This is a genomic window from Brevundimonas sp. (assembly GCF_046299595.1).
Classification (GTDB): Bacteria; Pseudomonadota; Alphaproteobacteria; order Caulobacterales; family Caulobacteraceae; genus Brevundimonas.
The window spans coordinates 2,307,437-2,328,464 of sequence record NZ_JBKBHQ010000001.1 but is presented as its reverse complement, the minus strand read 5'-3'; the positions used below and the strand labels follow the sequence as shown (position 1 = coordinate 2,328,464).

The window sequence follows — 21,028 nt, the reverse complement described above, 5'->3', positions numbered from 1 at the left end:
AGCGGGCTCGTGCGTGCTTTGCACTATGGCCGGGCGGCCTTCTCGACCAGATCGGCCAGACGCGCTGTTGCATCCTTCATGGCGACGCCACGTGCGGACAAGGCCCGCGCCCTGAGCCCCTCGCTGTCGCCGAGCAGGGCCTCGAGCCGCCCGGCCAGATGCTCCGGCGTCAGGTCGGATTCACTTATCACCTCTGCGGCGCCCGCCTGTCTCAAGTGCTCGGCATTCAGGCGCTGATGATCGTCCGCCGCAATGGCCAGAGGCACCAGAATGGCGGGCCGACCCGCCACCGCCAGCTCGGCACAGGTCGAAGCGCCCGCCCGCCCGATCACGAGATGCGCCTCGGCCAGCCGACTGCCCATGTCCGAGAAGAACGGCGCAAGCTCCACCTCCACGCGGGCCTTGTCATAGAGGGCACGCACTTCGTCGAGGATTTCCGGCCGGGTCTGCTGGGCGATGCGCAGGCGTGCGCGCAGGGCTTCGGGCAGCAGGGTCACGGCTTTCGGCACCGTCAGCGAGAGCAGGCGCGCGCCCTGGCTGCCACCCGTGACCAGCAGGCGAAGCGGGCCGGAGGCATCAGGGTAGTCCAGATCGGCGATCTCCAGCACGGCCGCGCGCACGGGGTTGCCGACCACCTCGTTGCGCTGGCGGTCGGCAGGTCTAGCCCGCTCCAACACGGGAAAGCCCGATGCCAGATGACCGACGTGCGGCGCCAGCAGGCGGTTGGTGCGGCCCAGAACGGCATTCTGTTCGTGAATGACACTCGGCACGCGCGCGGACAGGGCAGCGATCAGGGTCGGCAGCGAGGGATAGCCGCCAAAGCCCACGACCACCCGCGGGCGCAGTTCGCTGATGGCACGGCGCGCGCGCATCACCCCCGAGGCATTGCTGACAAGCGCGCGCGCCAGCCGCACGGGGTTCAGTCCCCGAAAGGTCGCCGCATCCAGATCGAGGCGCGTCTCGCAGGGGAAGTTGCTGGCATAGACCTCACCGCGCCGGTCGGTGGCCAGCACGATGCGCCAGCCGCGCGCCATCAGCTCGCGCGCCAGCGCCTCGGCGGGGAACATATGCCCGCCCGTGCCGCCAGCGGCCAGAATTGCGAGGGGAGCCTCGTCTGCCTTTGTCATCCGCCACGCCTCAAACGCTCGAACAGGGGGCTCTCGCCGGGATCGAACGCGCCCGCCCGCCTGCGGGTCAGGGCCAGGGCAAAACCCATGGTGAGCGCCATGCCGATCATCGAGGAACCGCCATAGGAAATGAAGGGCAGGGTCATGCCCTTGGTCGGGATCAGGTTCAGATTGACCGCCACATTGATGACGGCCTGCAAGCCCAGCAGCATGAACAGCCCCGCCGCCGCCGTCTGCTCGAACGGGTCATAGAGCCGCAATGCCCGGCTCATACCCCTCAGAACGATGAAGGCATAAAGGCCGATCAGCAGCAGCGAGAAGATCAGGCCGAACTCCTCGGCGGCAACAGAATAGATGAAGTCGGTGTGCAGGTCGGGAACCGAGCGCTTCATCACGCCCTCGCCCGCTCCGCGCCCCACCAGCCCGCCTGCCGCGATGGCCTCGGCGGCCCGGTCGATCTGATAGGTATCGGCCTGATCGGGAGAGGTGAAGCGTGCCACGCGGTCTCGCACATGGGGCACGGTCGCATAGATCGCGGCCCCGCCCACAACCGCTGCTCCGAGCATGACGCCCATCCACTTGAGCGGCACGCCGGCCATGAAGAAGACGGCACCGAACACCGCCACGATGAGCAGGGTCTGTCCGATGTCGGGCTGGATGTAGAGCAGGCCGATGATGATCAGCAGGGTCACGAAGGCGATGGTGATGCCCGGTATCCCCTGCCCCTTCTGGGACTCCGAGAACATCCAGGCCGCAAAGACGATGAAGGCCGGCTTGACCATTTCAGAGGGCTGGAGACCGAACGGTCCGACGCTGATCCAGCGTGTCGCGCCCTTCACATTGTCGCCGATCAGCGGCAGCATCATCATGAGAAACAGCGAGCCCAGCAAGGTCAGGACCGCGATGCGCCGCACCCCTCTGGGCGAGAGCAGCGAAGCGCCGAACATGACGGTCAGACCGGCGGCAGCGAACATCACCATGCGCCAGGCAAAATAGAACGGGTCATGGCTGATCCCGCTGGCCTGGGCTGCTGCGGGGCTGGAACCGAAGGACAGGGCGACCCCCAGCACGATCAGCACCAGCACGGCCATCAGCACGCCCCGATCCACCGTCCACCACCAGTTGGCGATCAGCGAGCGGTCGGTGCGGGCGAAGGGGCGGGCGGGGCTGTTCACCGGGACGCGCTCCCCCCGGTGCTCATGCGTGCCCCCAGGGCGGCGACATGGGCGCGGAACGCCTCGCCGCGAACCTCGAAGTCGGGATACTGGTCGAACGAGGCGCAGGCAGGCGAGAACAGCACTACCGCGTCTTCGCCTGCGCGCCCTTCGGCGTCGCTCACGGCACCTTCAAAAGCATCGCGTACGGCCTGCTCGAGCGTGCCCGACAAGGTGACGCCCACGCGCGCGCCCAGCACATCGGCAAACGAGGCGGCTGCCTCGCCGATCAGATAGGCATGGGCCATCCGCCCGGTCAGATCCAGCAGCGGCACGGCGCCGTCGCTCTTGGCGCGCCCCCCGCCGATCCAGTGAACCCTGGCAAAGCTTTGCAGGGCCTGACGCGCCGCATCGGCATTGGTGGCCTTGGAATCGTTGATGAAGCGCACACCGCCGAGCCGTCCGACCTCCTCCATGCGATGGGCGAGGCCGGGAAACGAGCGTAGCCCCGCTGCAATGCTGGCGTCACCGAGGCCCAGTGCGCGCACGGCCAGCCACGCCAGTCCCGCGTTCTGGGCATTGTGGGCACCGAACAGCGCAGGCGCGCTCGCCAGATCGAACAGGGGCTCGCCGGCATCGAACAGCCACTGATCGCTGCGGGTGACATCCGCCGGGCGGCCATGGACGCTGACGCTCTCGACCCGCCCGCCGCGCTCGCGCAGGGTCTCGGCCATGGCCGCGCTCCAGTCGTCGTCGACGCCGAACACGGCCACCTGATCGCCCGACAGGTTGCGGAACAGCCGCTGCTTGGCGGCGACATAGCCCACCATGTCGCCGTGGCGCTCCAGATGATCGGGACTGATGTTGGTCAGCACCGCCACGTCAGGGGCAAAGCTGCCGGTCAGATCGAGTTGATAGCTGGAGGCCTCAAGCACATAGACCGACCCTGCCACAGGCGCGGGCAGGGACAGCACGCCGATGCCGATGTTGCCGCCCACATGCACGCTGAGCCCCGCGCTGCGCAGCAGCCAGCCGATCAGGGCCGTGGTGGTCGACTTGCCGTTGGTGCCGGTGATGGCGATGACGCGCGGACGGGCGTGCTGGGGCAAGGCCGCCATGGCACGCGCAAACAGCTCCAGATCGCCGATGATCTCAACGCCGGCATCGCGCGCGCGCGCCACGCTCCAGTGCGGCGCGGGATGGGTCAGGGGCACGCCCGGAGAGAGAACCAGCGCTGCAAGATCGCTCCATTCCGTGCCGGTCAGGTCCGTGACCTCGAAGCCCGCGCCCGCCGCCGCCTGCCGCGCGGCCTCGCCGTCATCCCAGACGCGCACGCGCGCGCCTCCGGCGCGAAGCGCCTCTGCCGCAGGCAGGCCCGAGCGGCCCAGCCCGACCACCGCCACCGCCCTGCCCTCGAAGCCGGGGACGGCAATCATGATCTACCTCAGCTTGAGCGTGGACAGGCCGATCATGGCCAGCATGGCGGCAACGATCCAGAAGCGCACCACGACCGTGGACTCGGCCCAACCCATCTTTTCGAAGTGGTGGTGGATCGGTGCCATCAGGAACACGCGCTTTCCGGTCGCCTTGAAATAGGCCACCTGGATCATGACCGACAGCGCCTCGACCACGAACAGCCCGCCGACGATGGCCAGGACGATCTCGTGCTTGGTCGAGATGGCCACTCCGCCCAGTGCGCCGCCCAGGGCCAGCGAGCCGGTGTCGCCCATGAATATCTTGGCCGGCGGCGCATTGTACCAGAGAAAGCCCGTGCCTGCGCCGATCAGGGCCGCACAGAAGATGGCCAGCTCGCCCGCGCCGGGCACGAAGTGGACCTGAAGATACTGGGCGAAGACGAAGTTGCCCACCAGATAGGCGATGATGCCGAACGCCGCCGCGGCCATCATCACCGGGACGATTGCCAGACCATCGAGGCCGTCAGTCAGGTTCACCGCATTGGATGCGCCCACGATCACCACGGCGGCAAACGCGATGTAGAACCAGCCGAGGTTCAGCAGCACATCCTTGAAGAACGGGAACGCCAGCGAGGTCTCGAGCCCCGGCGAGGTCGGCGAGGGCGTGGCCATGGTCACGGCGATCACGGCCACCACGATGGCAAGGGCGAACTGGGCCGCCAGCTTCTGCTTGCCGGACAGGCCCGCAGAGGTCTGCTTGGTGACCTTGGCATAGTCGTCCGCAAAGCCGAGCAGGCCATAGCCCGTGGTCAGGATCAGCACGATCCAGATGAAAGGATTGCGCAGGTCCGCCCACAGCAAGGTGGCCACCACCAGACCCGCCAGGATCATGAGCCCGCCCATGGTCGGCGTGCCCTGCTTGGTCAGCAGATGCCCCTCGGGGCCATCGGTACGGATCGGCTGACCCCGGCCCTGCTTTGAGCGCATCCAGTTGATGAAGCGCGAGCCCATGGCCACGGCGATAATCAGAGCCGTCATCAACGCGAGGCCGACGCGAACCGTCTGATATTGCATAAGGTTCAGCAGGGGATAGTCTGACGCCAGATCGGCGAAGGCCAGATAGATCAGATAAAACATCGGGCTTTCCCCTATCCCTCGCCGCGCTCGTTGCGGCCCAGCTCAAGGCCCAGCAGGGCCACCGCTATCGAGGCCGCCTTCGAGCCGTTGGACCCCTTGACCATCACGACATCGCCCTCGCGCACGGCCTCGCAGACCACCGGTGCGATCTGGTCCGCCGAGGGTGCATGGGCGCCGCGCCGCGCCGGATCGAGCGCATCGTGCAGATGCCTCATATGCGAGCCAGCGCTAAAGACCAGATCAATCCCGGCCTGTTCCACAGCTTCCGCAAGCCGGGTGTGCAGATCCGCGGACTGATCGCCCAGCTCCAGCATGTCGGTCAGCACCGCGATGCGCCGCCCGCCGGATGCAACGGCGCGCGCGCCCAGCGAGGCCAGCCCTGCGCGCATCGACAGCGGGTTGGCGTTGTAACTCTCGTCGATCAGGGTGAAATGCCCCCGGCCCAGCGACACCTCGCGCACTCGGCCACGACCGGACAATGGCTCGAACTGCGACAGCGACTGTAAGCCGGTCTCGAGCGAGACATCCAGCGCATCGAGCATCATCAGCACGGCCAGGGCGTTCAGGCCCCAGTGAAAGCCCGACTGGCGCAGGCGGAACACATAGTCATGGTCGAAGATGCGGGCACTGACGCTGGCGCCGTCTGCATCGGGCACGAAGTCCAGCAGGCGGGCATCGGCATTGTCGCCCGCGCCAAAGGTGATGATGCGCGCGCCAGCGTGCAGGGCGCGCTTCTTGAGAATCTCGAACCACGGATTGTCGGCATTGATGACCGCCACGCCGCCCGGACCCAGCCCGTCGAAGATGCTGGCCTTCTCGCGTGCGACGCCTTCCTCGCCATCGGCAAAGGCTTCGATGTGGACCGGGCCAACGGTCGTGACGCAGGCGGCGTGGGGCTGGACGAGGCGGGACAGCGGCGCGATCTCACCGGGTGCGTTCATGCCGATCTCGAACACCGCGCGCGCGCAGTCCGGCGGCATGCGCGCAAGGGTCAGAGGCACGCCGATATGATTGTTGAAGGACTTGATCGAGCTGTGGGCCGGCCCGGCAAGGCGAAGTCCCGCCGCAATGGCCTGGGTCACGCTGGTCTTGCCCACCGATCCGGTCACGGCGGCGCGCCTGATCTCGGGGGCGCGGTCGCGCGCGGCGACGGCAAGGGCCTCAAGGGCGCGCAAGGTGTCCTCGACCACCACCATCGGCCCGCCGTCCAGCTCTCGCGTGACCAGGGCCGCCGCAGCGCCTGCGGCAAAGGCACCTTGCACGAAATCATGACCGTCGCGCGCGCCCGCGAGCGCGACGAACAGGTCTCCGGCCTCTACCGAGCGGCTGTCGAAGCTGACCCCAGTCGCGGCGAAACCCGTTCCGATCAGGCGACCCCCGGTTGCCGCCGCGATCTGCTCCGCCGTCCACAAAGCGCGTGTCATGTGCCCCTGTCCTTCAACGCGCGCGCCACTTCGCTCGCATCGTCGAAGGGATAGACGGTTTTTCCGATGATTTGACCCTGTTCGTGACCTTTTCCGGCGACGATCAGCAGATCGCCTTGCGCCAGCATGGCCACGGCGGCACCGATCGCCTCGGCGCGCCCGGCGATCTCGATGAGACCGGCCCCGCCCGCCATGACCTCGGCGCGAATGGCCGCAGGGTCTTCGGAGCGCGGATTGTCGTCGGTGACGATGGCCACATCGGCGAGGCGCGCAGCCACCTGCCCCATCAGCGGGCGCTTGCTGCGATCGCGGTCGCCGCCCGCACCGAACACCACGATCAGCCTGCCGTGCGCGTGGGGCTTGAGTGCGCCAAGCACGGTCTCGAGCCCGTCAGGCGTGTGGGCATAATCAACGTAGACCGCCGCGCCCTGCTCCGTCTGGCCGACACGCTGCATCCGCCCCCGCGCGCCCTCGATGCCTGACAGGGCCTCAAGCACGTCCTGCGCGTCGTCACCGCTGGCGATGCACAGCCCTGCCGCCACCAGCGCATTGGCGGCCTGAAAGCTGCCCGCCAGCGGCAGGTGCACACGCCGGCTACGTCCCTTGACGTCTATGGTCAGGATCTGGCCGTCCGCCACGGCCTCGCGCTCGATCAAGGTCAGATCGCGGCCGCGCTCGCCCACGCCATACAGATCGAGACCGGCCATGATGCTGCACGCGGCAAAGGCCGGATAGGCGTCGGCATCGGCGTTGAGGACCGCTGTGCGCCCGCGCGCCAGCAGGGTCTCGAACAGGCGCAGCTTGGCGCGCCGATAGGCCTCCATGTCGCCATGATAGTCGAGGTGATCCTGGCTCAGATTGGTGAAGGCGGCGGCCTTCAGGGCAATGCCGTCGAGGCGTCTCTGATCGAGCCCGTGCGACGAGGCCTCCAGTGCCACATGGGTCACGCCCGCGCCGGCCAGCTCGGCCATGTGGCGCGCCGCCTCGCCCGCATCGGGCGAGGTCAGGCCGGGACCGGTAAGGGCCTCGTCGCGCCCCACCACGAGACCCAGGGTGCCCATGCTGGCTGCGCGATGGCCCAATGCCGTCCAGATCTGGCGGCAGAAGGTGGCCACCGATGTCTTGCCGTTCGTGCCGGTCACCGCCACGCACGTGTGCGGCTGGGCGTCATAGAAACTGCGAGCCGCCAGCGCATAAGCGCGGCGCACGTCGTGGCTCCTGACCAGAACGGGTGCGGCACCATCGGGCGTGTCGAGCGGGGCGAGCACCGCTGCCGCACCGCTGGCGAGCGCCTGGGGAATGAAGGCGCGACCATCGGCGTCGCTGCCCGGAAGGGCTGCAAACAGAGCACCCGGCCCGACCTTGCGGCTGTCGGCGGTCACGCCCGTGATGACGGGATCATGATCGAGGCTGCGCCGCAGCACGTCCGACAGCTTCTGCCTGCGCGCGCTCACTGGGCATACTCCGCCAGGAGGGACAGGTCCGACAGGGTCTCGGGCAGAGGATCGCGCGCCACATAGCGATGCAGGCGCGGATCATCGAGGCGCTCCACGCCCAGGAACCCCGCGATGCGGTCGATCACGCGCCCGGCGACGGGAGCAGCCACGAAGCCTGCCGTGCGCAGCCCGTGGGTGGCGGCGCTGCCGCGCGGCTCGTCGATCAGGATGAAAACGAGGTAGCGGGGCGCATCGAGCGCGCCTTCCGAGGGAAAGACCGAGGCGAAGGAAGAGACCATGCGCGTGCGGTCATAGCGTCCGTTGACCGCCTTCTCCGCCGAGCCCGTCTTGCCCCCGACGCGAAGCCCCGGAATGTCGGCCCGCGTGCCCGATCCGCGCACCACGTTCTGACGCATCAGGTGCAGCATCTGGCGCGAGGTCTCCTCGGAGACCACGCGGTGGCCCTGCGGCACGGCCTCGCGACCGCGCGGCTCTAAGGTGAGCGGCACATAGAGCCCGCCGTTCATGATCGCGCCCACCGAGGCCGCCATGTGCAGGGGCGTGACCATGGTGGCATAGCCATAGGACAGCGAGATGAGAGTCTGGTCGCGCCAGTTGGGCGGCTGGCGCGGGCGCGCAGCCTCCGGCAGTCCGCTCGGAGCCGGAGCCAGCAGGCCAAAGCCCTCGAAATAGCCCCTGACGCGATCGCCGCCGAGCCCGATGTTCATGCGCGAGGTGCCGATGTTGGACGAGTGCAGAAAGACTTCCTCGGTGGTCATGACACGGTTCTGGGCGTGGAAGTCGCGCACCGCACGCCCGCCCACGCGCAGCGGCTCTGTGGCATCGAAGGTGGTGTCGAGCCGCGCGATGCCCGCATCCAGCGCCATGGCCACGGTGAAGATCTTGAAGGTCGAGCCCATCTCGTAGACCGAGGCCGCAGCCCGGTTCAGCTTGCGCTCGTCCGCCATCTCGCCCTGGCGGTTGGGATCGAAGTCGGGCAGCGAGGCCAGAGCCAGAATCTCGCCGGTGTGCACATCGGTGACGATGCCGACCGCTCCCGTCGCCTGCTGGTCCGCCATGGCCGCCCGCAGTTCCTGCTCAAGCGCCGCCTGCACGCGCAGATCGATGCTGAGCGGCACGGGCTGACCACGGGCACCGGAGGCGCGCACGCGCGTGTCGAGCGCGCGCTCGACCCCGCTGATCGCGCCGCCGTGACTGTCGGTGAAGCCGACCAGATGCGCCGCCGTGCCGCCGAGCGGATAGACGCGGCGGTCCTCGTTTTCGAAGTAGATGCCGCCCAGACCCAGCGCCATCAGCGCCTCGCGCTCGGCCGGCTCAAGCCCGCCCATGACGTAGGCGCGGCGGCTGGCCTCCATGGCGTTGCGCAGCTGACGCTCGGGCACGCGCGGGACGGCCCGGCGGATGGCGCGCACGGCGTGGGCGCGGTCCCACACCTCGTCGGGCTGAACATAGAGAGCGTAGTGGCGGATGTTGGTGGCCAGAAGCTGGCCATTGCGATCCACGATGTCGGCACGCCCGACCGCATCGGGCAGCATCCGCGTCGCCACGCTCGGGGTGCCCGACATCAGCGCCGAGTGCGCCGCCCCGGTCGCGATCCAGCCGAACAGCAGGGCAAAGCCGAACATCACCGCAAAGATGCGCAGGCGCGTGCCGCGCCCCGAGGCGTCCATGGCCCGCGCGCGCTCGAAAGCGTGCTCCAGCCGCCAGAGCAGCGAGCCGATCAGGCGCAGCGGCGGGTGCACCAGCCTCATGGCCGCACCTCGCCGTCGTCGTGCGCCTCGCCGGCCGCATCCGCAGGCAGCGCGGGGGCGGGACGCAGGTCGGTCACGTCGATCACGCGCGCCGGATCGACACGCTCCAGCCCGGCCATGCGCGACAGCGCCTCGATGCGCGCAGGCCGCTCCAGCGCACTGACCTCGGCCCGCAGCAGTCGGATCTCGCTGCGCTCACGCGCGATGGCGCGATCCAGCTCGGCGATGCGCTGGTCCTCGCGCGCCGCTGCGGCCTTTGCGACATAGACCGAGACCACCATGGCGATGAGCAGCACACCCGCCACGATCTCGATCAGGCGGAAACCCCTCATGCGGGCTGTGAAAAGATGCGACAGCGCGCTCATGCCGCTGCCCTCAGGGCTGGCGCATCCGTGCGGACACCGGCACGCAGCCGCGCCGAGCGCGCGCGGGGGTTGGCAGCCAGTTCCTGCACGGAGGGCTCGCGCGCACCCTTGTGCGGCAGGTGAAAGGTCGGCTCCGGCCCTGCGGCCACGGGCGGGGCATGCCGCGAGCCCTGGGGTTTCAGCCCGCCTCGTTCGGTGAAGAAGCGCTTGACGATGCGATCTTCGAGCGAGTGGAACGTGACCACGGCCAGACGCCCGCCCGGCTTCAGCACCGCCTCGGCTGCATCCAGCCCCTGCTCCAGCTCGCTCAGCTCCTCGTTGACCGCAATGCGCAGGGCCTGAAAGACCCGCGTGGCTGGATGGGTCGGCGCGCCCTTGCGCCCGCCCAGCGCCCGCTCGACGACCGCCGCCAGATCGAGCGTGGTCTCGAAAGGCTGATCGGTGCGCCGCTCCACGATGCGACGCGCGATGCGCCGCGACTGACGTTCCTCGCCATAGACATAGAAGATGCGCGCCAGCTCGGCTTCGTCGGCCTGGTTGACCAGATCGGCGGCGGTGGCCCCGCTCTGGCTCATGCGCATGTCCAGCGGGCCGTCACGCATGAAGGAAAAGCCGCGCTCGGCCTCATCGAGCTGCATGGACGACACGCCGATGTCCATGACCACGCCATCGACGCCGCTGACGCCTGCATCCTCCAGCCCCTCGGCCAGCTCGGAGAAGCGGCGCGGGATGAAGCGGAAACGCTCGCCTGCCTGCGCTTTCACCGCCTCGACGTGAGGCATCACGCCGGGATCCCGATCGAAGCCGATCACGCTGGCGCCGCCTTCGAGCAGGGCCCGGCTGTAGCCACCGGCACCGAAAGTGGCGTCGACGATCACGGCGCCCTCCAGCGGGGAAAGCGCAACAAGAACCTCGTCGAGCAGGACGGAGAGATGGGGCTGGCTCATGCCTCCCCCACCTTGACGATGGCCGCGCGACGCAGGGCCGCGAGCTGGGAGAGGCCCGCGCGCGCCGTCTGCCGCTGCTCGGCCCTGCGCTCAAGCCAGCGCTCGCGGTTCCAGATCTGGAAGCGGTCCTTCAGGCCCACCAGCACGACCTGATCGGTCAGGGCGAACTCCTCGCACAGAAGCTCGGGCAGGACGATGCGACCAGCGGTGTCGAACGCCAGCGGCTTCTGCTCGCCATAGACCATCCACTCCAGCGACGAGCGCAGCGCATCGCCGAAGGGCAGATCGTCGATGACTCTCTGATAGAGATCGAACAGCGCCTGCCCGCCTGCCTCCAGACAGTCCGCCTCAATGGAGGGAAAGCAGAACACGCTGGCTTCGGTGCCGTTCTCGCGCGAGCGATAGTCCTGGGGCACCACCAGGCGCCGCTTGGCATCAAGCTGCTTCTCGTAGGTCGAGAGAAACACCCGCTCCGCCCCGGGCCGTGCAAGGCCCGCCCCAAACCTCATGTTGCCCACGCGGACGGAGGACCGGTGCGATCATCCGCCTGTGATGATTTGGGTTATCATGGGTTCTATTGGGACGCAATGACACTGACTGCCACATTAACCCTTTTGTTTGCGGAAAGGCCGTCTCACCACGAACGAATACAGAACACGGCAAAGCATCCACAGCTGTGGATTGTCTTGCGCCACAGCGATGCCCAACTGCTTAATGCGGCGAGGGAAAATGTCAGACGGTCTGTAAGCCGGGTTCTGTTCCGCCCGCGAGCGGGGGCGGCGATCATTCATCTGGGCGGGCCATTGCTGGACCGCTCTAGCAACCTACCCGGACACCTCGGGCCGACGCGCCCTGCCCGCGAGCCGAAGCCCCGGGCGCGGTGTCCCTATTCGGTTTTGCTCCAGGCGGGGCTTGCCATGCCACGACTGTTGCCAGCCGCGCGGTGGGCTCTTACCCCACCCTTTCACCCTTGCCGCCGGCACGAGGCTGACGGCGGTTTGCTTTCTGTGGCGCTGTCCCTGGGATCGCTCCCGGCGGGCGTTACCCGCCGCCTTTGCGCCGTGGAGCCCGGACTTTCCTCGACGGAGTCAGGCCCCGCCGCGATCGCCCGACCGTCTGACATCAGTGCAGATGCGCCCCCGGACGCTAAAGGTCAATGGCGCGCGCCTAAACGCGGTTCTAGAGCACGCCCGTGACGCTCTCGATGCTGGCCAGCTGCAGCAGGCCGACGAGGCGCGCGCGCGTCTCGCCATCGGCAATGCCGTCCACGCATTCCGGCCGCCAGTGGCGCTGGAAGGCCTCTACCGTGATGCGGGTCTCATCATCATAGCGCCCCGAGGGCCGGGGCTCGAAGCCCAGCCGGTGAAGACCCGCCTGAAGGACGTGCACGCCCAGCCCCTCGTCGCCGGGGCCGAGTGGCGCACCCAGCGACTTGATCCGCTCGGGCGCAGGCTCGAACCACAGGCCGTGACCGGCTTCGGCCAGCGCGCGCCAAGGAAACAGTTCGCCCGGATCGGTCTTGCGGGACGGCGCCACATCCGAATGGCCCAGAATACGCGCATCGGGCACCTGCCAGCGGCTGCGGATGTCGCCGATCAGGCCAATGACCGCCTCGATCTGGGCATCGGGAAAGGCGCGATAGCCCCACTCATGGCCTGGATTGACGATCTCGATGCCGACGGAGACGGCGTTGATGTCACGCTCGCCGCGCCACCACGACTGACCTGCGTGCCAGGCCCGGCGCTCCTCGGGCACCAGGCGATATACCCGCCCGTCCTCCTCGATCATGTAGTGGGAAGAGACGCGCGCGCCCGGATCGCGCAGGCGCTCCAGCGCCGCCTCGCCGCTCTGCATCCCGGTATAGTGAAGCAGGATCATGTCCGGCGGGCCGCGCCGGGCATCGAAGTTGGGCGATGGCGCCTCGATGATGCTCACGCAGCGCTCAGCGGCTCTGCCGGTCCCAGCCGTAGGCGACCCAGGTGCCATTGATCTTCTGGGCCTCGATCACCCCCTCGCCTGCCGGAGCGTTGCGGGTGCGATGGCGTCGGCGCGCCTTCAGGGCAAGGCCGGTGAAGAAGACAGCCACGCCAGCGATCAGCGCAAAGACCGCGACGGCCATGGCTGTGAACACCGCCAGGATCGCCCCGGCGGCCAGAGCTGTCCCCGTGGCGATCAGACCTGCAAACCCGGCCAGGGCCGAGGCGATGCCACCGCCCCTGCGCGCGCCCTGTCCCGAACCTTCGTTGCCGGAGCCAGAAGCCTTGCCGAATGAGAGGCTGTGCCGGTCCATGATGACTTCACTCCTTGCGAGGCTGGGCCTCGAGATAAGAACGCACCGCACAAAAACGCACCAGTGCGCCTGGGGTGCCGCCCGCTCAGCCCGCCTCAAGAGTGAGGGGCCAGGACGGCGGCGTCAATGCGAACCGCTGCCGCATGCACTCCATGCGCCCGCACATGAACCCAGGCTGAGGCGCGCGATGGCCTCAGGGATTGAGCGGTTCGTCAGCCAGCACCACCGCGCCCTGAGAGCGAAGACGGGCCGTGCGGGCCTCGGACAGTGCCGCGCGAACGGTCGGGTCACTGAAGAAGGCATTCAGGGCGATCAGGGTTTCAGCCGTCTCGCTCGATCCGCCGAACAGGGCACCAAAAGCCTCGAAAGGACTGCGCTGGCGGGGGAAGTAGCGATAGCGCACGCTGTCGCCCTCGGGGATTTCGGCCAGCACGCGCGCGCGGGCGATGGCCTCATAGAGCCCGCCAAGCTCATCGACGAGGCCAAGCTCACGCGCCTGGGCCCCTGTCCAGACCCGCCCGCGGGCAATCTCGCGCACGCGCGCCGCCGGCAGGTTACGGCCTGCAGAAACCCGCGTAACGAAGGTCTCATAGACCTGATCCATCCACGCAGAGAAGGCGGCGCGCTCAGCCTGATCGAAGGGACGGCTGGTGTCGAAGGCGTCCGCATAGTCGCCGCCCACGCTGACGCTGCGCATGTCGAGGCCGAAACGTGACAGGGCGTCGCCCAGCACGAACTTGCCACCGAACACGCCGATGGAGCCGGTCAGAGTCGTGGGCTGGGCCACGATCGCCGAGGCCTCGGACGAAACCCAGTAGCCCCCCGATGCCGCATAGGCACCCATGGAGACCACCACCGGCTTGCCCGCCGCCTTGGCCTCGCGCACGGCAGCCAGAATCTGTTCGGAGGCCACATCCGAGCCGCCGGGAGACGAGACGCGAAACACGATGGCCCGCACCGCGCTGTCGCGGGTGGCATCGCGGATGGCCTGGGCCAGGGTATCGGAATAGATGGTCGAGCCCGAGGCGAACGGGTCGCTGCTGCCGCGACCGGTCATGATGGCACCCTCGCCGCCCACGATGGCGATGGTGTGCCGCCCGCTGTCGCGGCGACGCTCGCGGGCCACATAGTCGCTGTAGCGGATCATCTGGGCGTTGTTGCCCGCGCGCCGGAGGATTTCAGCCTCGGCATCCGTGACCTGACCGGTGCGGTCGATCAGGCCCGCCGCACGCGCCTCGGCAGCGCCGTAGGGACCGCCCTCGATGGCCGCGCGCAGGACGGCGGGCTCCTGCCGACGGTCCTGGGCCGCAGAAGCGATGGCCGTTTCATAGACCGAGGTCATCCACGAAACCGTGGCCTCACGGTGCGCCTCGGTGAAGTCGGACTGGATGAAGCTGTTGGGCGCGTTCTTGTACTCGTAGCGCTGCTCGAAATCGGCGCGCACGCCATAGCGCTGGAAGGCGCGCCCGAAGAACAGCTCCTCGCGCGCCAGCCCCGTGGCCTGGAACGAGGCGTTCTCCTGCATCCAGAACTCGCTGCCCGAGGCACCCAGCATATAGGTGGAGATCACCGCGCCCGAGGGCATCAGCCCCTGGCTGTGAATGATGATCGGCTTGGCCGAGGCGCGGAAGCGGCGAAAGGCCTGGCGCAGCTCGTCGGCGACCGCAGGCGTCATGCCCCCTTCGGGCAGGCGCACGAACAGGCCCTTGACGCGATTGTCCTCGGCGGCACGATCAAGAGTCTGCACCACTTCGATCAGGGCGAGGCCACCACCGCCGAACACCGAGAAGGGGCTGGGATCAGGCTGATCGGTCAGGCCCTGGCGCAGGTCCAGCTCGATCACCGCGACCGAAGGCACCGATGGCGTCGACGAGCCCGCCGAAGCCGCCACGAGGCCGATCAGGACAAACGGCAGGGCCAGAAAGAAGAGCATCATGGCCGCAAAAGCCGCCACGAACGTGAGTGCAAACTGTTTCATCGTGCCCCGCATCATGGCCGGACGGCCGGTGGCTGGACCATACAGTCCAATGTGTTGGCGTCAAATGAAGGTCCCTTAATGGGCGAAAGCGGGACATGGCGCACACAGCTTATGTTGCGCTGCGGCAAGATCATTGATGCCAAAGCCCGCCCGCCTTATATGAGGGGCACGCAAAAGCGCCCTCTCCGGCCGCCAAATCGAGAGTTCCGGTCATGCTGCTGACCATGATGAAAGCCAAGCTGCACCGCGCCACCGTGACCCAGGCCGATCTGGACTACGAGGGCTCGATCGCCATCGACACCGACCTGCTGGATGCGGCGGGCATTCTGGCGCACGAGCAGGTGGACGTGCTCAACATCACCACCGGTGCGCGCTTCACCACCTATGCCATTCCCGCCCCGCGCGGCTCGCGCGTGATCGGTATCAACGGGGCCGCCGCCCGTCTGGCCCAGCCCAACGACAAGGTGATCATCGTCTCCTACTGCCAGCTTCCCGCCGAGGAAGCGCGACAGCACGCCCCCAGCGTGGTGCTGCTGGATGATGGCAACACGATCAAGCGCGCCGCCTGATCAGATGTGCCCGAAAACGTCAAAGGCCCCGGCAAGCCGGGGCCTTTTTCGTCTGAAGCGCAATCAGCGTGCGACGTCGTAAACGCCCGTGATCGTGATCCTCAAGGTCAGCTCGCCCGGCGCGACTGGCGTAGAGCTGTCCGCCTCCATGGAGGCCATACGCGCATACATGGGCATGGGCGGCTGGGGCGCGTAGGACGCGCCTTCGGTCAGGGAGCGCAGGCCGATCAGGCGCATACCGGTGGCATTGGCATAGAGCTGCGCCCTCGCCTGCAAGGCGCGCACAGCCTGTTCGCGCGCGGCGTTCTCGGCAGTCTGGGGATCGCGCAGGCCGAAGCTGATGCCGTTGATCTGGTTGACGCCCGCAGAGACAACGGCATCGGCCGTGCTGCCCACGCGGTCCAGATCGAGCACCCGCACCGTCACCTGATTGGTGGCCTGATAGCCACGCAGGCGCGGCGGCTCGTTCTGCACATAGTCATATTGCGCCGACAGGTTCAGGCCCGAGGTCTGGATGTCGCGCTCGCTGATTCCGGCCCGGCGCAGGGCAGCCATGACCTGGTTCATGCGCTCGCGGTTCTGGCGCATGGCCGCCTCTGCCGTCGCGGCCTCGGTGACCACGGCAAAGTTGATGGTCGCCAGATCGGGCGCCACGCGCACCTCGCCATAAGCCGACAGGGTGAAGGTGGGCGAGACGCTCATGTGATGGGCGCCGTGCGAATAGTCCTGGGCAGCGGCAGGCACGGCCAGGATCAGGCCCGCGCCCATCAGGGCGGCGGCGAGCGCCTTGCGCGGGGTCATGGCAGCCATGACAGGCTTGGGTGAGTAGAGAGAAACGGCCATCAGGCTCTCCTTGAGGGGTCACGGCCCTGGCACGCGGTGTCGGATGGCTCCGGCATCAGGGTCGGGGGCAAGCTCCAGCATTGCCCCTGAATGGTGGCCAAACGAATGGGGCGAATATCCGTTCACCTGCGTGAAATCGCCGTCATGCTTGCGGCCAGCCGTGTTGCCCCCACGCTTTCCTTGGCACGAGAGAGCGCGCCTGCTAGCGAGGGCAGCGTGGGGGCGCGTAGCTCAATGGTTAGAGCCGACCGCTCATAACGGTCTGGTTGGGGGTTCGAGTCCCTCCGCGCCTACCACCTTCTGCAGCATGAGCGCGCAGCAAAAAGCCCCGCAGGTGGTCCTGCGAGGCCTTGCCAGTGCGAGACGGCACTTGAGCGGTAATCAGCTTCCGGTGCCGAAGCCCTCGGGCCCGCCTGCACCGAAAGCGCCGCTGGCACCCGTGGCGAGGGGTGCGGTCGGATCGGTCGGCGTAACCAAACCGGGCTTGAGCGCGGGCTTGGCGGGTTCCACTTCGCCCTCGGCGGCCTCGCGGGCACGGATTTGCGCCTCGCGGTCCTTGATGTTGCCCGTGCCCTCAAGCTCGTGAGTTTCGGGGCGCAGGGTGTCTGACGCCTTCTTCTCGTTGTTCTGAGCGCGTTCGGTCTCGCTGTGGCGTGTCTTGTCGGTCATGGCAAACCTCCTTTGTCCTGTCTGGACAACAGCGGGGGCGCGTCGGGGTTCCCCGCCCCTCAAGGTGGCATGGTCCCTCAGGGTGGCAGGTCCCTAAGGGTGGAATGCGCGCAGCGCGTGAGGCTGTGGCTGCTACCTGCGGCGCGGCCCGCCGCCGAACAGGCCCCCGCCGCTGCGCCGCTGGCCCCAGCGATCATCACCGAAGTAGCGCCGGTCGGGCACATAGGCACCGCCCTGATCATACCAGCCCCAGCCCTGATGGAAGTCGTGATAGCCGGGCCACTGATAGGCGTCGTCGTAGTAGCCGATGCCGTACCAGCCTTCTTCCTCGGCCCACCAGTTGCCGGGATAGGAGGTATAGACACACTCGAAGCCCTGATGGCGCGGATAGATCAGGCGATAGCGGTCGCGCCACACGGGCACCAACTGAGGCCGGCACAGATTGGCGCGCGTGTAGACGCGGTTGCCGTTCAGATCGACGCTGGCGCGCGGCTCGGCGTAATAGACCTGCTGCACGCGCGAGAAGGTGTTGTCATTGGCGACGGCGCGCCCCGAGACTACGCCGAAGCCGACCTCGGTGGCGCGGATGCGGTTCTCGATCAGGCTCAGCTCGCCGTTGTAGACCACTGCCCCCTTGTCGGCGCGGCAGATGCGGCTGTGGCGAACGTCGACCGACGCGCCCTCGATGACAATGCCGTCGATGTAGCCGCAGATGCGCGAGCGCTCGACCTCGACCCGGCCATAGTTGCGCGCGGCCCGGACCAGAAGGCCGATGGATCGCGGGCCAAAGGTGTGCTGGGCCTCGGTCCCGTTCAGGTGCACGGCCGTCAGGCGCGACGGCTCACCCGGCCCGGGGATGATCTCGATGCCGGTGATGGCCTGGGAGATATCCACTTCATGAGCCGTCAGGGTGGCACTGTCGGCGATGATGGCCGGTGCCACGGTGGCCGCCTCGATCACCGAGCCGCGAATGTCGATCAGCCCGCCGTCGGCATAGATGGCCGCCTCGTCGCCGCCATGGCGAAAGCCCGTGCGGTGGAAGATCAGCTGCGCGCCATAGCCGACCACACAGGCCGCCTGGCCCGCATGGCGCGACTCGAACACGATGTCGCGAACCTCGACGCGCACGCCCTGGGCCACGGTCATGCAGGGCAGACCCGCAGGCGCCTGGATGGAGGCGGCGGGATGGCGATCCCAGTCGCGCCTGTCAAAGCCGCCCTCGCCCATGATGGTCATGGGCTTGTCGATGTTCAGCCATCCCACGCACGGCCCGCCGCGCGCGCGCACGATCAGGGTGCCACCCGGGCGGACGCGCGCAACGGCGTGTTCCAGCGCACCCGAACCCGAGTTGCCGCCGCAGTCGATCAGCACGATCTCTTCCTGACCCAGGATCGGACCGGGCAGCGGCGGGCGCCAGCCGGGGTGATGCTCGCCATAGTTCCACCGGCGCTGGCGGTGGCGCGGGCGCGTGCGGGTCGGCGGATCGAGCAGAATGCCGAAGTTGGGGCGGGTCTGGCTCTCGACCTTGGCCGCGACCTGCGCCTGGGCGCTGCCGCCCGAGCCCGAGCCGATCAGGGTCACGGCCCCGATCATGGCCGCGAAGGCGGTGGCCAGCACCAGAGGGCGTTCACGTAGGGATTTGGCACTGGGTGATTTCGGGGACTGTCTCATGACCTGATCCCGATCCTTTACTGACCTTGCGAGCGCGACACCTGGGCGAGGATCGCCTGGATGCGCGCCACCGAGGGGCGGAAACCTGAGAGGGCGGATTCGAGGCGGTAGACCACGGCCTGGGCCTTGTCCTGGTCGGCCACACCCGAAACCCCGAGGGCGAAATAGGTGGACATGGCGAACTTGGCCTCGGGCGAGCCCTGACGGTCGGCCTCCGAGAACCAGTGGAACGAGCGCGCGTAGTCGGCCGGCACGCCGATGCCTTCGGCATACATCACCGCCAGCACAAGCTGAGCCTCGGACGAGCCGTTCATGGCCGCCATCTGGATGGCGCGCACGCGCTCCAGATAGGACAGCCGACCCTCCATCGGATGGCCCAGCATGGCCTCCAGCGTCTCGACCTGGCGCATGCTGAGATCGGCGGGGCGCAGGGCCACGGTCTCGGTGATGCCGAGATAGCGAAGCGCCCGGCCCACGTGCACGAACGGCAGCTCCTGCATCCGCTGCAAGGCAAACTCGTGCGCATCACCGCGCGCGCGGCTCTCGTCCGAATGGGGCACGCCCGAGCGCGGCGCGGTATTGGGATAGAACTCGAAGGGCGGCACCCAGCGCCGCGCCTTGGCCTCGACGAAGGTGCCGTAGTTGCGGCGGTAATCGGCCGAGCGCTCGAAGTCGCGCAGCAGCACATAAGCGCCCACGTCGCCCGTCTGAACCGCCAGATAGTTGTAGAGATAGGCGTCCACGTCGTTGCGCGGGAACAGGTTCAGCGTGGAGCGGTAGCCGCCGCGACGGCCCCGGTCGCCGACATCGCGATAGCCAAGCGCGCGACGCGCCTCGCGGTTGTCGGCAGGCTCGCCAAAGGGTCCGTAGAGCGCGTCATGCAGGCGCGCCAGCGTGCGATAGCCGGCAGCATCCTGGGTCGAGAGCACATAGATGACCCGGTCGCGCACCTGGTCCTGCTCCTCGCGTGTCATGCGGCTGAGATGGCGCTCAAGCTGCAGATAGGCCTGGGAGCGCTCGAACGCCCGGCAGTCGTCATAGCGCGACAGCGGCCGCCAGCCGAAGATGCCGTCGCGCACCGCGCGGTTGATCGGCGCATAGCCCTCAGCGTTGGCCAGCGCCATGGCGTACCAGGTCGAGGCCTCGATGGGATCGTTGAGGTTGCGGTCGGTCTCGCGAACCGAGGCGTAGCGTGCGCCAAGCTCGAGCTGGGCAAAGAAGTCGCCGCGGAAGGCCAGACGCCGCAGGTGGCGGATCTCGCGTTCCTGATCGTTGAAGTCCGCGCCCTGCAACACGGATGTCGGTCGCGGGCAGCCTTGTGCCGAGGCATCACGCACGTCGCGCTTCCACGGCGGCATACGATCGCCGCAGCTGGCCACGCCCAGCGATACGGCGGCAATCAGACCTGCGACGGCCACGAGCGGCCACGCACTGCGGCCACGACCGATCCGGTCAGCGTCAGGAGACCTTCTACCCCACATATAACCCCAAGCCCCGACTGGCCCCACCACGCCCGAAAGCGAGGGTGCTGACCAAGGTAAGCAGCTGTCAAGGTTAACGCCAATGAGGTGAAGCCGTTGCCGATGAGGCGAAGAAATCTCGTTTTGCGCGATTCTTCATAAGCTTGGCCGTAAGACCTGCCACGCTTGTGCCATCACTCTCACGCCTCTGGCGCGAAGATGGGCTGTGCATTATCTCACCGAAGCCACAGTTCTCTCCCCTCTCAGGTGAATTCATGAGCTATCAGCCCCGCGACGACCGGCCCGAAGACAAGCGCGCGCGCTATCTTGAGCTGGAGGGCGAGATCCTGGCGGTGCTGGAGGGCGAATCGGACCGGGTGGCGCAGATGGCCACCGTTGCCTCCATGCTGAACGATGCCTTCGAGCATTTCTTCTGGACGGGCTTCTATGTGGTGGATCCGGCCAAAGGCGACGAGCTGGTGGTCGGCCCCTATCAAGGCACGCTCGGGTGCCTGCGCATCGCCTTCGGTCGCGGGGTGTGCGGCACGGCAGCGGCACAGCGCAAGACCCAGATCGTCGAGGACGTGCACGCCTTCCCCGGCCACATCGCCTGTGACTCGCGCTCCGAAAGCGAGATCGTGGTGCCGGTATTCGATGCCACCGGCGCGCTGATCGCCGTGCTGGACGTGGACGCGACCGAAAAGGCGGCTTTCGATCAGGTGGACGCCGAGGCGCTGGAGCGCCTGATGCACAAGGTCTTTGCCGCCTGAC

Annotated in this window: 19 protein-coding genes, 1 tRNA gene and 1 other RNA gene; 3 read left to right on the top strand and 18 right to left on the bottom strand. The window is 67.8% G+C overall.

All coding sequences use genetic code 11. From position 1 onward, the window contains the following. Positions 1-23 precede the first annotated feature (23 nt). From murG to sppA, 14 genes are all read right to left on the bottom strand, one after another. Positions 24-1,127, bottom strand: coding sequence for an undecaprenyldiphospho-muramoylpentapeptide beta-N-acetylglucosaminyltransferase (murG, locus tag ACK4E3_RS11520; RefSeq protein ID WP_409700812.1), 1,104 nt, complete (start codon positions 1,125-1,127; stop codon positions 24-26). Beyond that, on the bottom strand, positions 1,124-2,302 hold the full coding sequence (gene ftsW, locus ACK4E3_RS11515; RefSeq protein ID WP_409700809.1) for a putative lipid II flippase FtsW: 1,179 nt from the start codon (positions 2,300-2,302) through the stop codon (positions 1,124-1,126). Before ftsW ends, murG begins: the two co-directional genes overlap by 4 nt. Continuing rightward, on the bottom strand, positions 2,299-3,717 hold the full coding sequence (gene murD / locus ACK4E3_RS11510) for a UDP-N-acetylmuramoyl-L-alanine--D-glutamate ligase (RefSeq protein WP_409700806.1): 1,419 nt from the start codon (positions 3,715-3,717) through the stop codon (positions 2,299-2,301). Before murD ends, ftsW begins: the two co-directional genes overlap by 4 nt. A gap of 3 nt (positions 3,718-3,720) precedes the next feature. Beyond that, entirely contained in the window at positions 3,721-4,833 is a 1,113-nt protein-coding gene (gene mraY, locus ACK4E3_RS11505; protein ID WP_409700803.1) for a phospho-N-acetylmuramoyl-pentapeptide-transferase, read from the bottom strand. Positions 4,834-4,844: 11 nt separating this feature from the next. Continuing rightward, positions 4,845-6,257 carry a UDP-N-acetylmuramoyl-tripeptide--D-alanyl-D-alanine ligase gene (murF, locus tag ACK4E3_RS11500; protein WP_409700800.1) on the bottom strand — a complete coding sequence of 471 codons (1,413 nt, stop codon included), beginning with the start codon at positions 6,255-6,257 and terminating at the stop codon, positions 4,845-4,847. Continuing rightward, positions 6,254-7,711, bottom strand: a complete 1,458-nt coding sequence (locus ACK4E3_RS11495; RefSeq protein WP_409700797.1) for a UDP-N-acetylmuramoyl-L-alanyl-D-glutamate--2,6-diaminopimelate ligase — start codon at positions 7,709-7,711, stop codon at positions 6,254-6,256. Before ACK4E3_RS11495 ends, murF begins: the two co-directional genes overlap by 4 nt. Then, on the bottom strand, positions 7,708-9,465 hold the full coding sequence (locus ACK4E3_RS11490; protein WP_409700794.1) for a peptidoglycan D,D-transpeptidase FtsI family protein: 1,758 nt from the start codon (positions 9,463-9,465) through the stop codon (positions 7,708-7,710). Before ACK4E3_RS11490 ends, ACK4E3_RS11495 begins: the two co-directional genes overlap by 4 nt. Then, on the bottom strand, positions 9,462-9,830 hold the full coding sequence (locus tag ACK4E3_RS11485) for a cell division protein (RefSeq protein ID WP_409700791.1): 369 nt from the start codon (positions 9,828-9,830) through the stop codon (positions 9,462-9,464). Before ACK4E3_RS11485 ends, ACK4E3_RS11490 begins: the two co-directional genes overlap by 4 nt. Continuing rightward, complete coding sequence (gene rsmH / locus ACK4E3_RS11480; protein ID WP_409700788.1) at positions 9,827-10,777, bottom strand: 16S rRNA (cytosine(1402)-N(4))-methyltransferase RsmH; 951 nt, start codon at positions 10,775-10,777, stop codon at positions 9,827-9,829. Before rsmH ends, ACK4E3_RS11485 begins: the two co-directional genes overlap by 4 nt. Continuing rightward, complete coding sequence (locus tag ACK4E3_RS11475) at positions 10,774-11,244, bottom strand: division/cell wall cluster transcriptional repressor MraZ (protein WP_409701275.1); 471 nt, start codon at positions 11,242-11,244, stop codon at positions 10,774-10,776. Before ACK4E3_RS11475 ends, rsmH begins: the two co-directional genes overlap by 4 nt. Before the next feature lie 261 nt (positions 11,245-11,505). Beyond that, positions 11,506-11,897: RNase P RNA component class A (rnpB, locus tag ACK4E3_RS11470), an RNA gene on the bottom strand. 59 nt (positions 11,898-11,956) lie between these two features. Next, complete coding sequence (locus ACK4E3_RS11465) at positions 11,957-12,655, bottom strand: N-acetylmuramoyl-L-alanine amidase (RefSeq protein ID WP_409701272.1); 699 nt, start codon at positions 12,653-12,655, stop codon at positions 11,957-11,959. Positions 12,656-12,719: 64 nt separating this feature from the next. Then, positions 12,720-13,067, bottom strand: a complete 348-nt coding sequence (locus tag ACK4E3_RS11460) for a hypothetical protein (protein ID WP_409700785.1) — start codon at positions 13,065-13,067, stop codon at positions 12,720-12,722. A 193-nt stretch (positions 13,068-13,260) separates the two neighbouring features. Further along, the gene (sppA, locus tag ACK4E3_RS11455; protein WP_409700782.1) at positions 13,261-15,045 is read right to left on the bottom strand and encodes a signal peptide peptidase SppA; all 1,785 of its coding nucleotides are present in this window, start codon (positions 15,043-15,045) and stop codon (positions 13,261-13,263) included. Positions 15,046-15,257: 212 nt separating this feature from the next. Here sppA and panD point away from each other — a divergent pair, with 212 nt between their 5' ends. Continuing rightward, positions 15,258-15,614, top strand: a complete 357-nt coding sequence (gene panD / locus ACK4E3_RS11450) for an aspartate 1-decarboxylase (protein WP_409700779.1) — start codon at positions 15,258-15,260, stop codon at positions 15,612-15,614. Positions 15,615-15,677: 63 nt separating this feature from the next. Here panD and ACK4E3_RS11445 read toward each other — a convergent pair whose 3' ends face one another. Then, positions 15,678-16,457, bottom strand: a complete 780-nt coding sequence (locus ACK4E3_RS11445) for an SIMPL domain-containing protein (protein WP_409700776.1) — start codon at positions 16,455-16,457, stop codon at positions 15,678-15,680. 220 nt (positions 16,458-16,677) lie between these two features. On the opposite strand from ACK4E3_RS11445, the gene ACK4E3_RS11440 reads away from it, so the two are divergent. After that, positions 16,678-16,753, top strand: a tRNA-Ile gene (locus ACK4E3_RS11440). 85 nt (positions 16,754-16,838) lie between these two features. On the opposite strand, the gene ACK4E3_RS11435 is transcribed toward ACK4E3_RS11440, so the two are convergent. The 3 genes from ACK4E3_RS11435 to ACK4E3_RS11425 form a co-directional block, all read right to left on the bottom strand. Next, the gene (locus ACK4E3_RS11435; RefSeq protein ID WP_409700773.1) at positions 16,839-17,126 is read right to left on the bottom strand and encodes a hypothetical protein; all 288 of its coding nucleotides are present in this window, start codon (positions 17,124-17,126) and stop codon (positions 16,839-16,841) included. A 132-nt stretch (positions 17,127-17,258) separates the two neighbouring features. Then, on the bottom strand, positions 17,259-18,797 hold the full coding sequence (locus ACK4E3_RS11430; protein ID WP_409700770.1) for a hypothetical protein: 1,539 nt from the start codon (positions 18,795-18,797) through the stop codon (positions 17,259-17,261). 17 nt (positions 18,798-18,814) lie between these two features. After that, positions 18,815-20,215, bottom strand: a complete 1,401-nt coding sequence (locus ACK4E3_RS11425; RefSeq protein WP_409700767.1) for a tetratricopeptide repeat protein — start codon at positions 20,213-20,215, stop codon at positions 18,815-18,817. Between the two features lie 317 nt (positions 20,216-20,532). On the opposite strand from ACK4E3_RS11425, the gene ACK4E3_RS11420 reads away from it, so the two are divergent. Next, the gene (locus tag ACK4E3_RS11420; RefSeq protein WP_409700764.1) at positions 20,533-21,027 is read left to right on the top strand and encodes a GAF domain-containing protein; all 495 of its coding nucleotides are present in this window, start codon (positions 20,533-20,535) and stop codon (positions 21,025-21,027) included. Position 21,028: the final 1 nt, after the last annotated feature.

Coding starts and splice junctions, on each gene's coding strand:
- ACK4E3_RS11430 (WP_409700770.1), bottom strand. CDS start 18,797: ATGAGACAGTCCCCGAAATCACCCAGTGCCAAATCCCTACGTGAACGC.
- sppA (WP_409700782.1), bottom strand. CDS start 15,045: ATGAAACAGTTTGCACTCACGTTCGTGGCGGCTTTTGCGGCCATGATG.
- rsmH (WP_409700788.1), bottom strand. CDS start 10,777: ATGAGCCAGCCCCATCTCTCCGTCCTGCTCGACGAGGTTCTTGTTGCG.
- ACK4E3_RS11465 (WP_409701272.1), bottom strand. CDS start 12,655: ATGATCCTGCTTCACTATACCGGGATGCAGAGCGGCGAGGCGGCGCTG.
- panD (WP_409700779.1), top strand. CDS start 15,258: ATGCTGCTGACCATGATGAAAGCCAAGCTGCACCGCGCCACCGTGACC.
- murD (WP_409700806.1), bottom strand. CDS start 3,717: ATGATTGCCGTCCCCGGCTTCGAGGGCAGGGCGGTGGCGGTGGTCGGG.
- ACK4E3_RS11460 (WP_409700785.1), bottom strand. CDS start 13,067: ATGGACCGGCACAGCCTCTCATTCGGCAAGGCTTCTGGCTCCGGCAAC.
- murG (WP_409700812.1), bottom strand. CDS start 1,127: ATGACAAAGGCAGACGAGGCTCCCCTCGCAATTCTGGCCGCTGGCGGC.
- ACK4E3_RS11490 (WP_409700794.1), bottom strand. CDS start 9,465: ATGAGGCTGGTGCACCCGCCGCTGCGCCTGATCGGCTCGCTGCTCTGG.
- mraY (WP_409700803.1), bottom strand. CDS start 4,833: ATGTTTTATCTGATCTATCTGGCCTTCGCCGATCTGGCGTCAGACTAT.
- ACK4E3_RS11445 (WP_409700776.1), bottom strand. CDS start 16,457: ATGGCCGTTTCTCTCTACTCACCCAAGCCTGTCATGGCTGCCATGACC.
- ACK4E3_RS11435 (WP_409700773.1), bottom strand. CDS start 17,126: ATGACCGACAAGACACGCCACAGCGAGACCGAACGCGCTCAGAACAAC.
- murF (WP_409700800.1), bottom strand. CDS start 6,257: ATGACACGCGCTTTGTGGACGGCGGAGCAGATCGCGGCGGCAACCGGG.
- ACK4E3_RS11420 (WP_409700764.1), top strand. CDS start 20,533: ATGAGCTATCAGCCCCGCGACGACCGGCCCGAAGACAAGCGCGCGCGC.
- ACK4E3_RS11485 (WP_409700791.1), bottom strand. CDS start 9,830: ATGAGCGCGCTGTCGCATCTTTTCACAGCCCGCATGAGGGGTTTCCGC.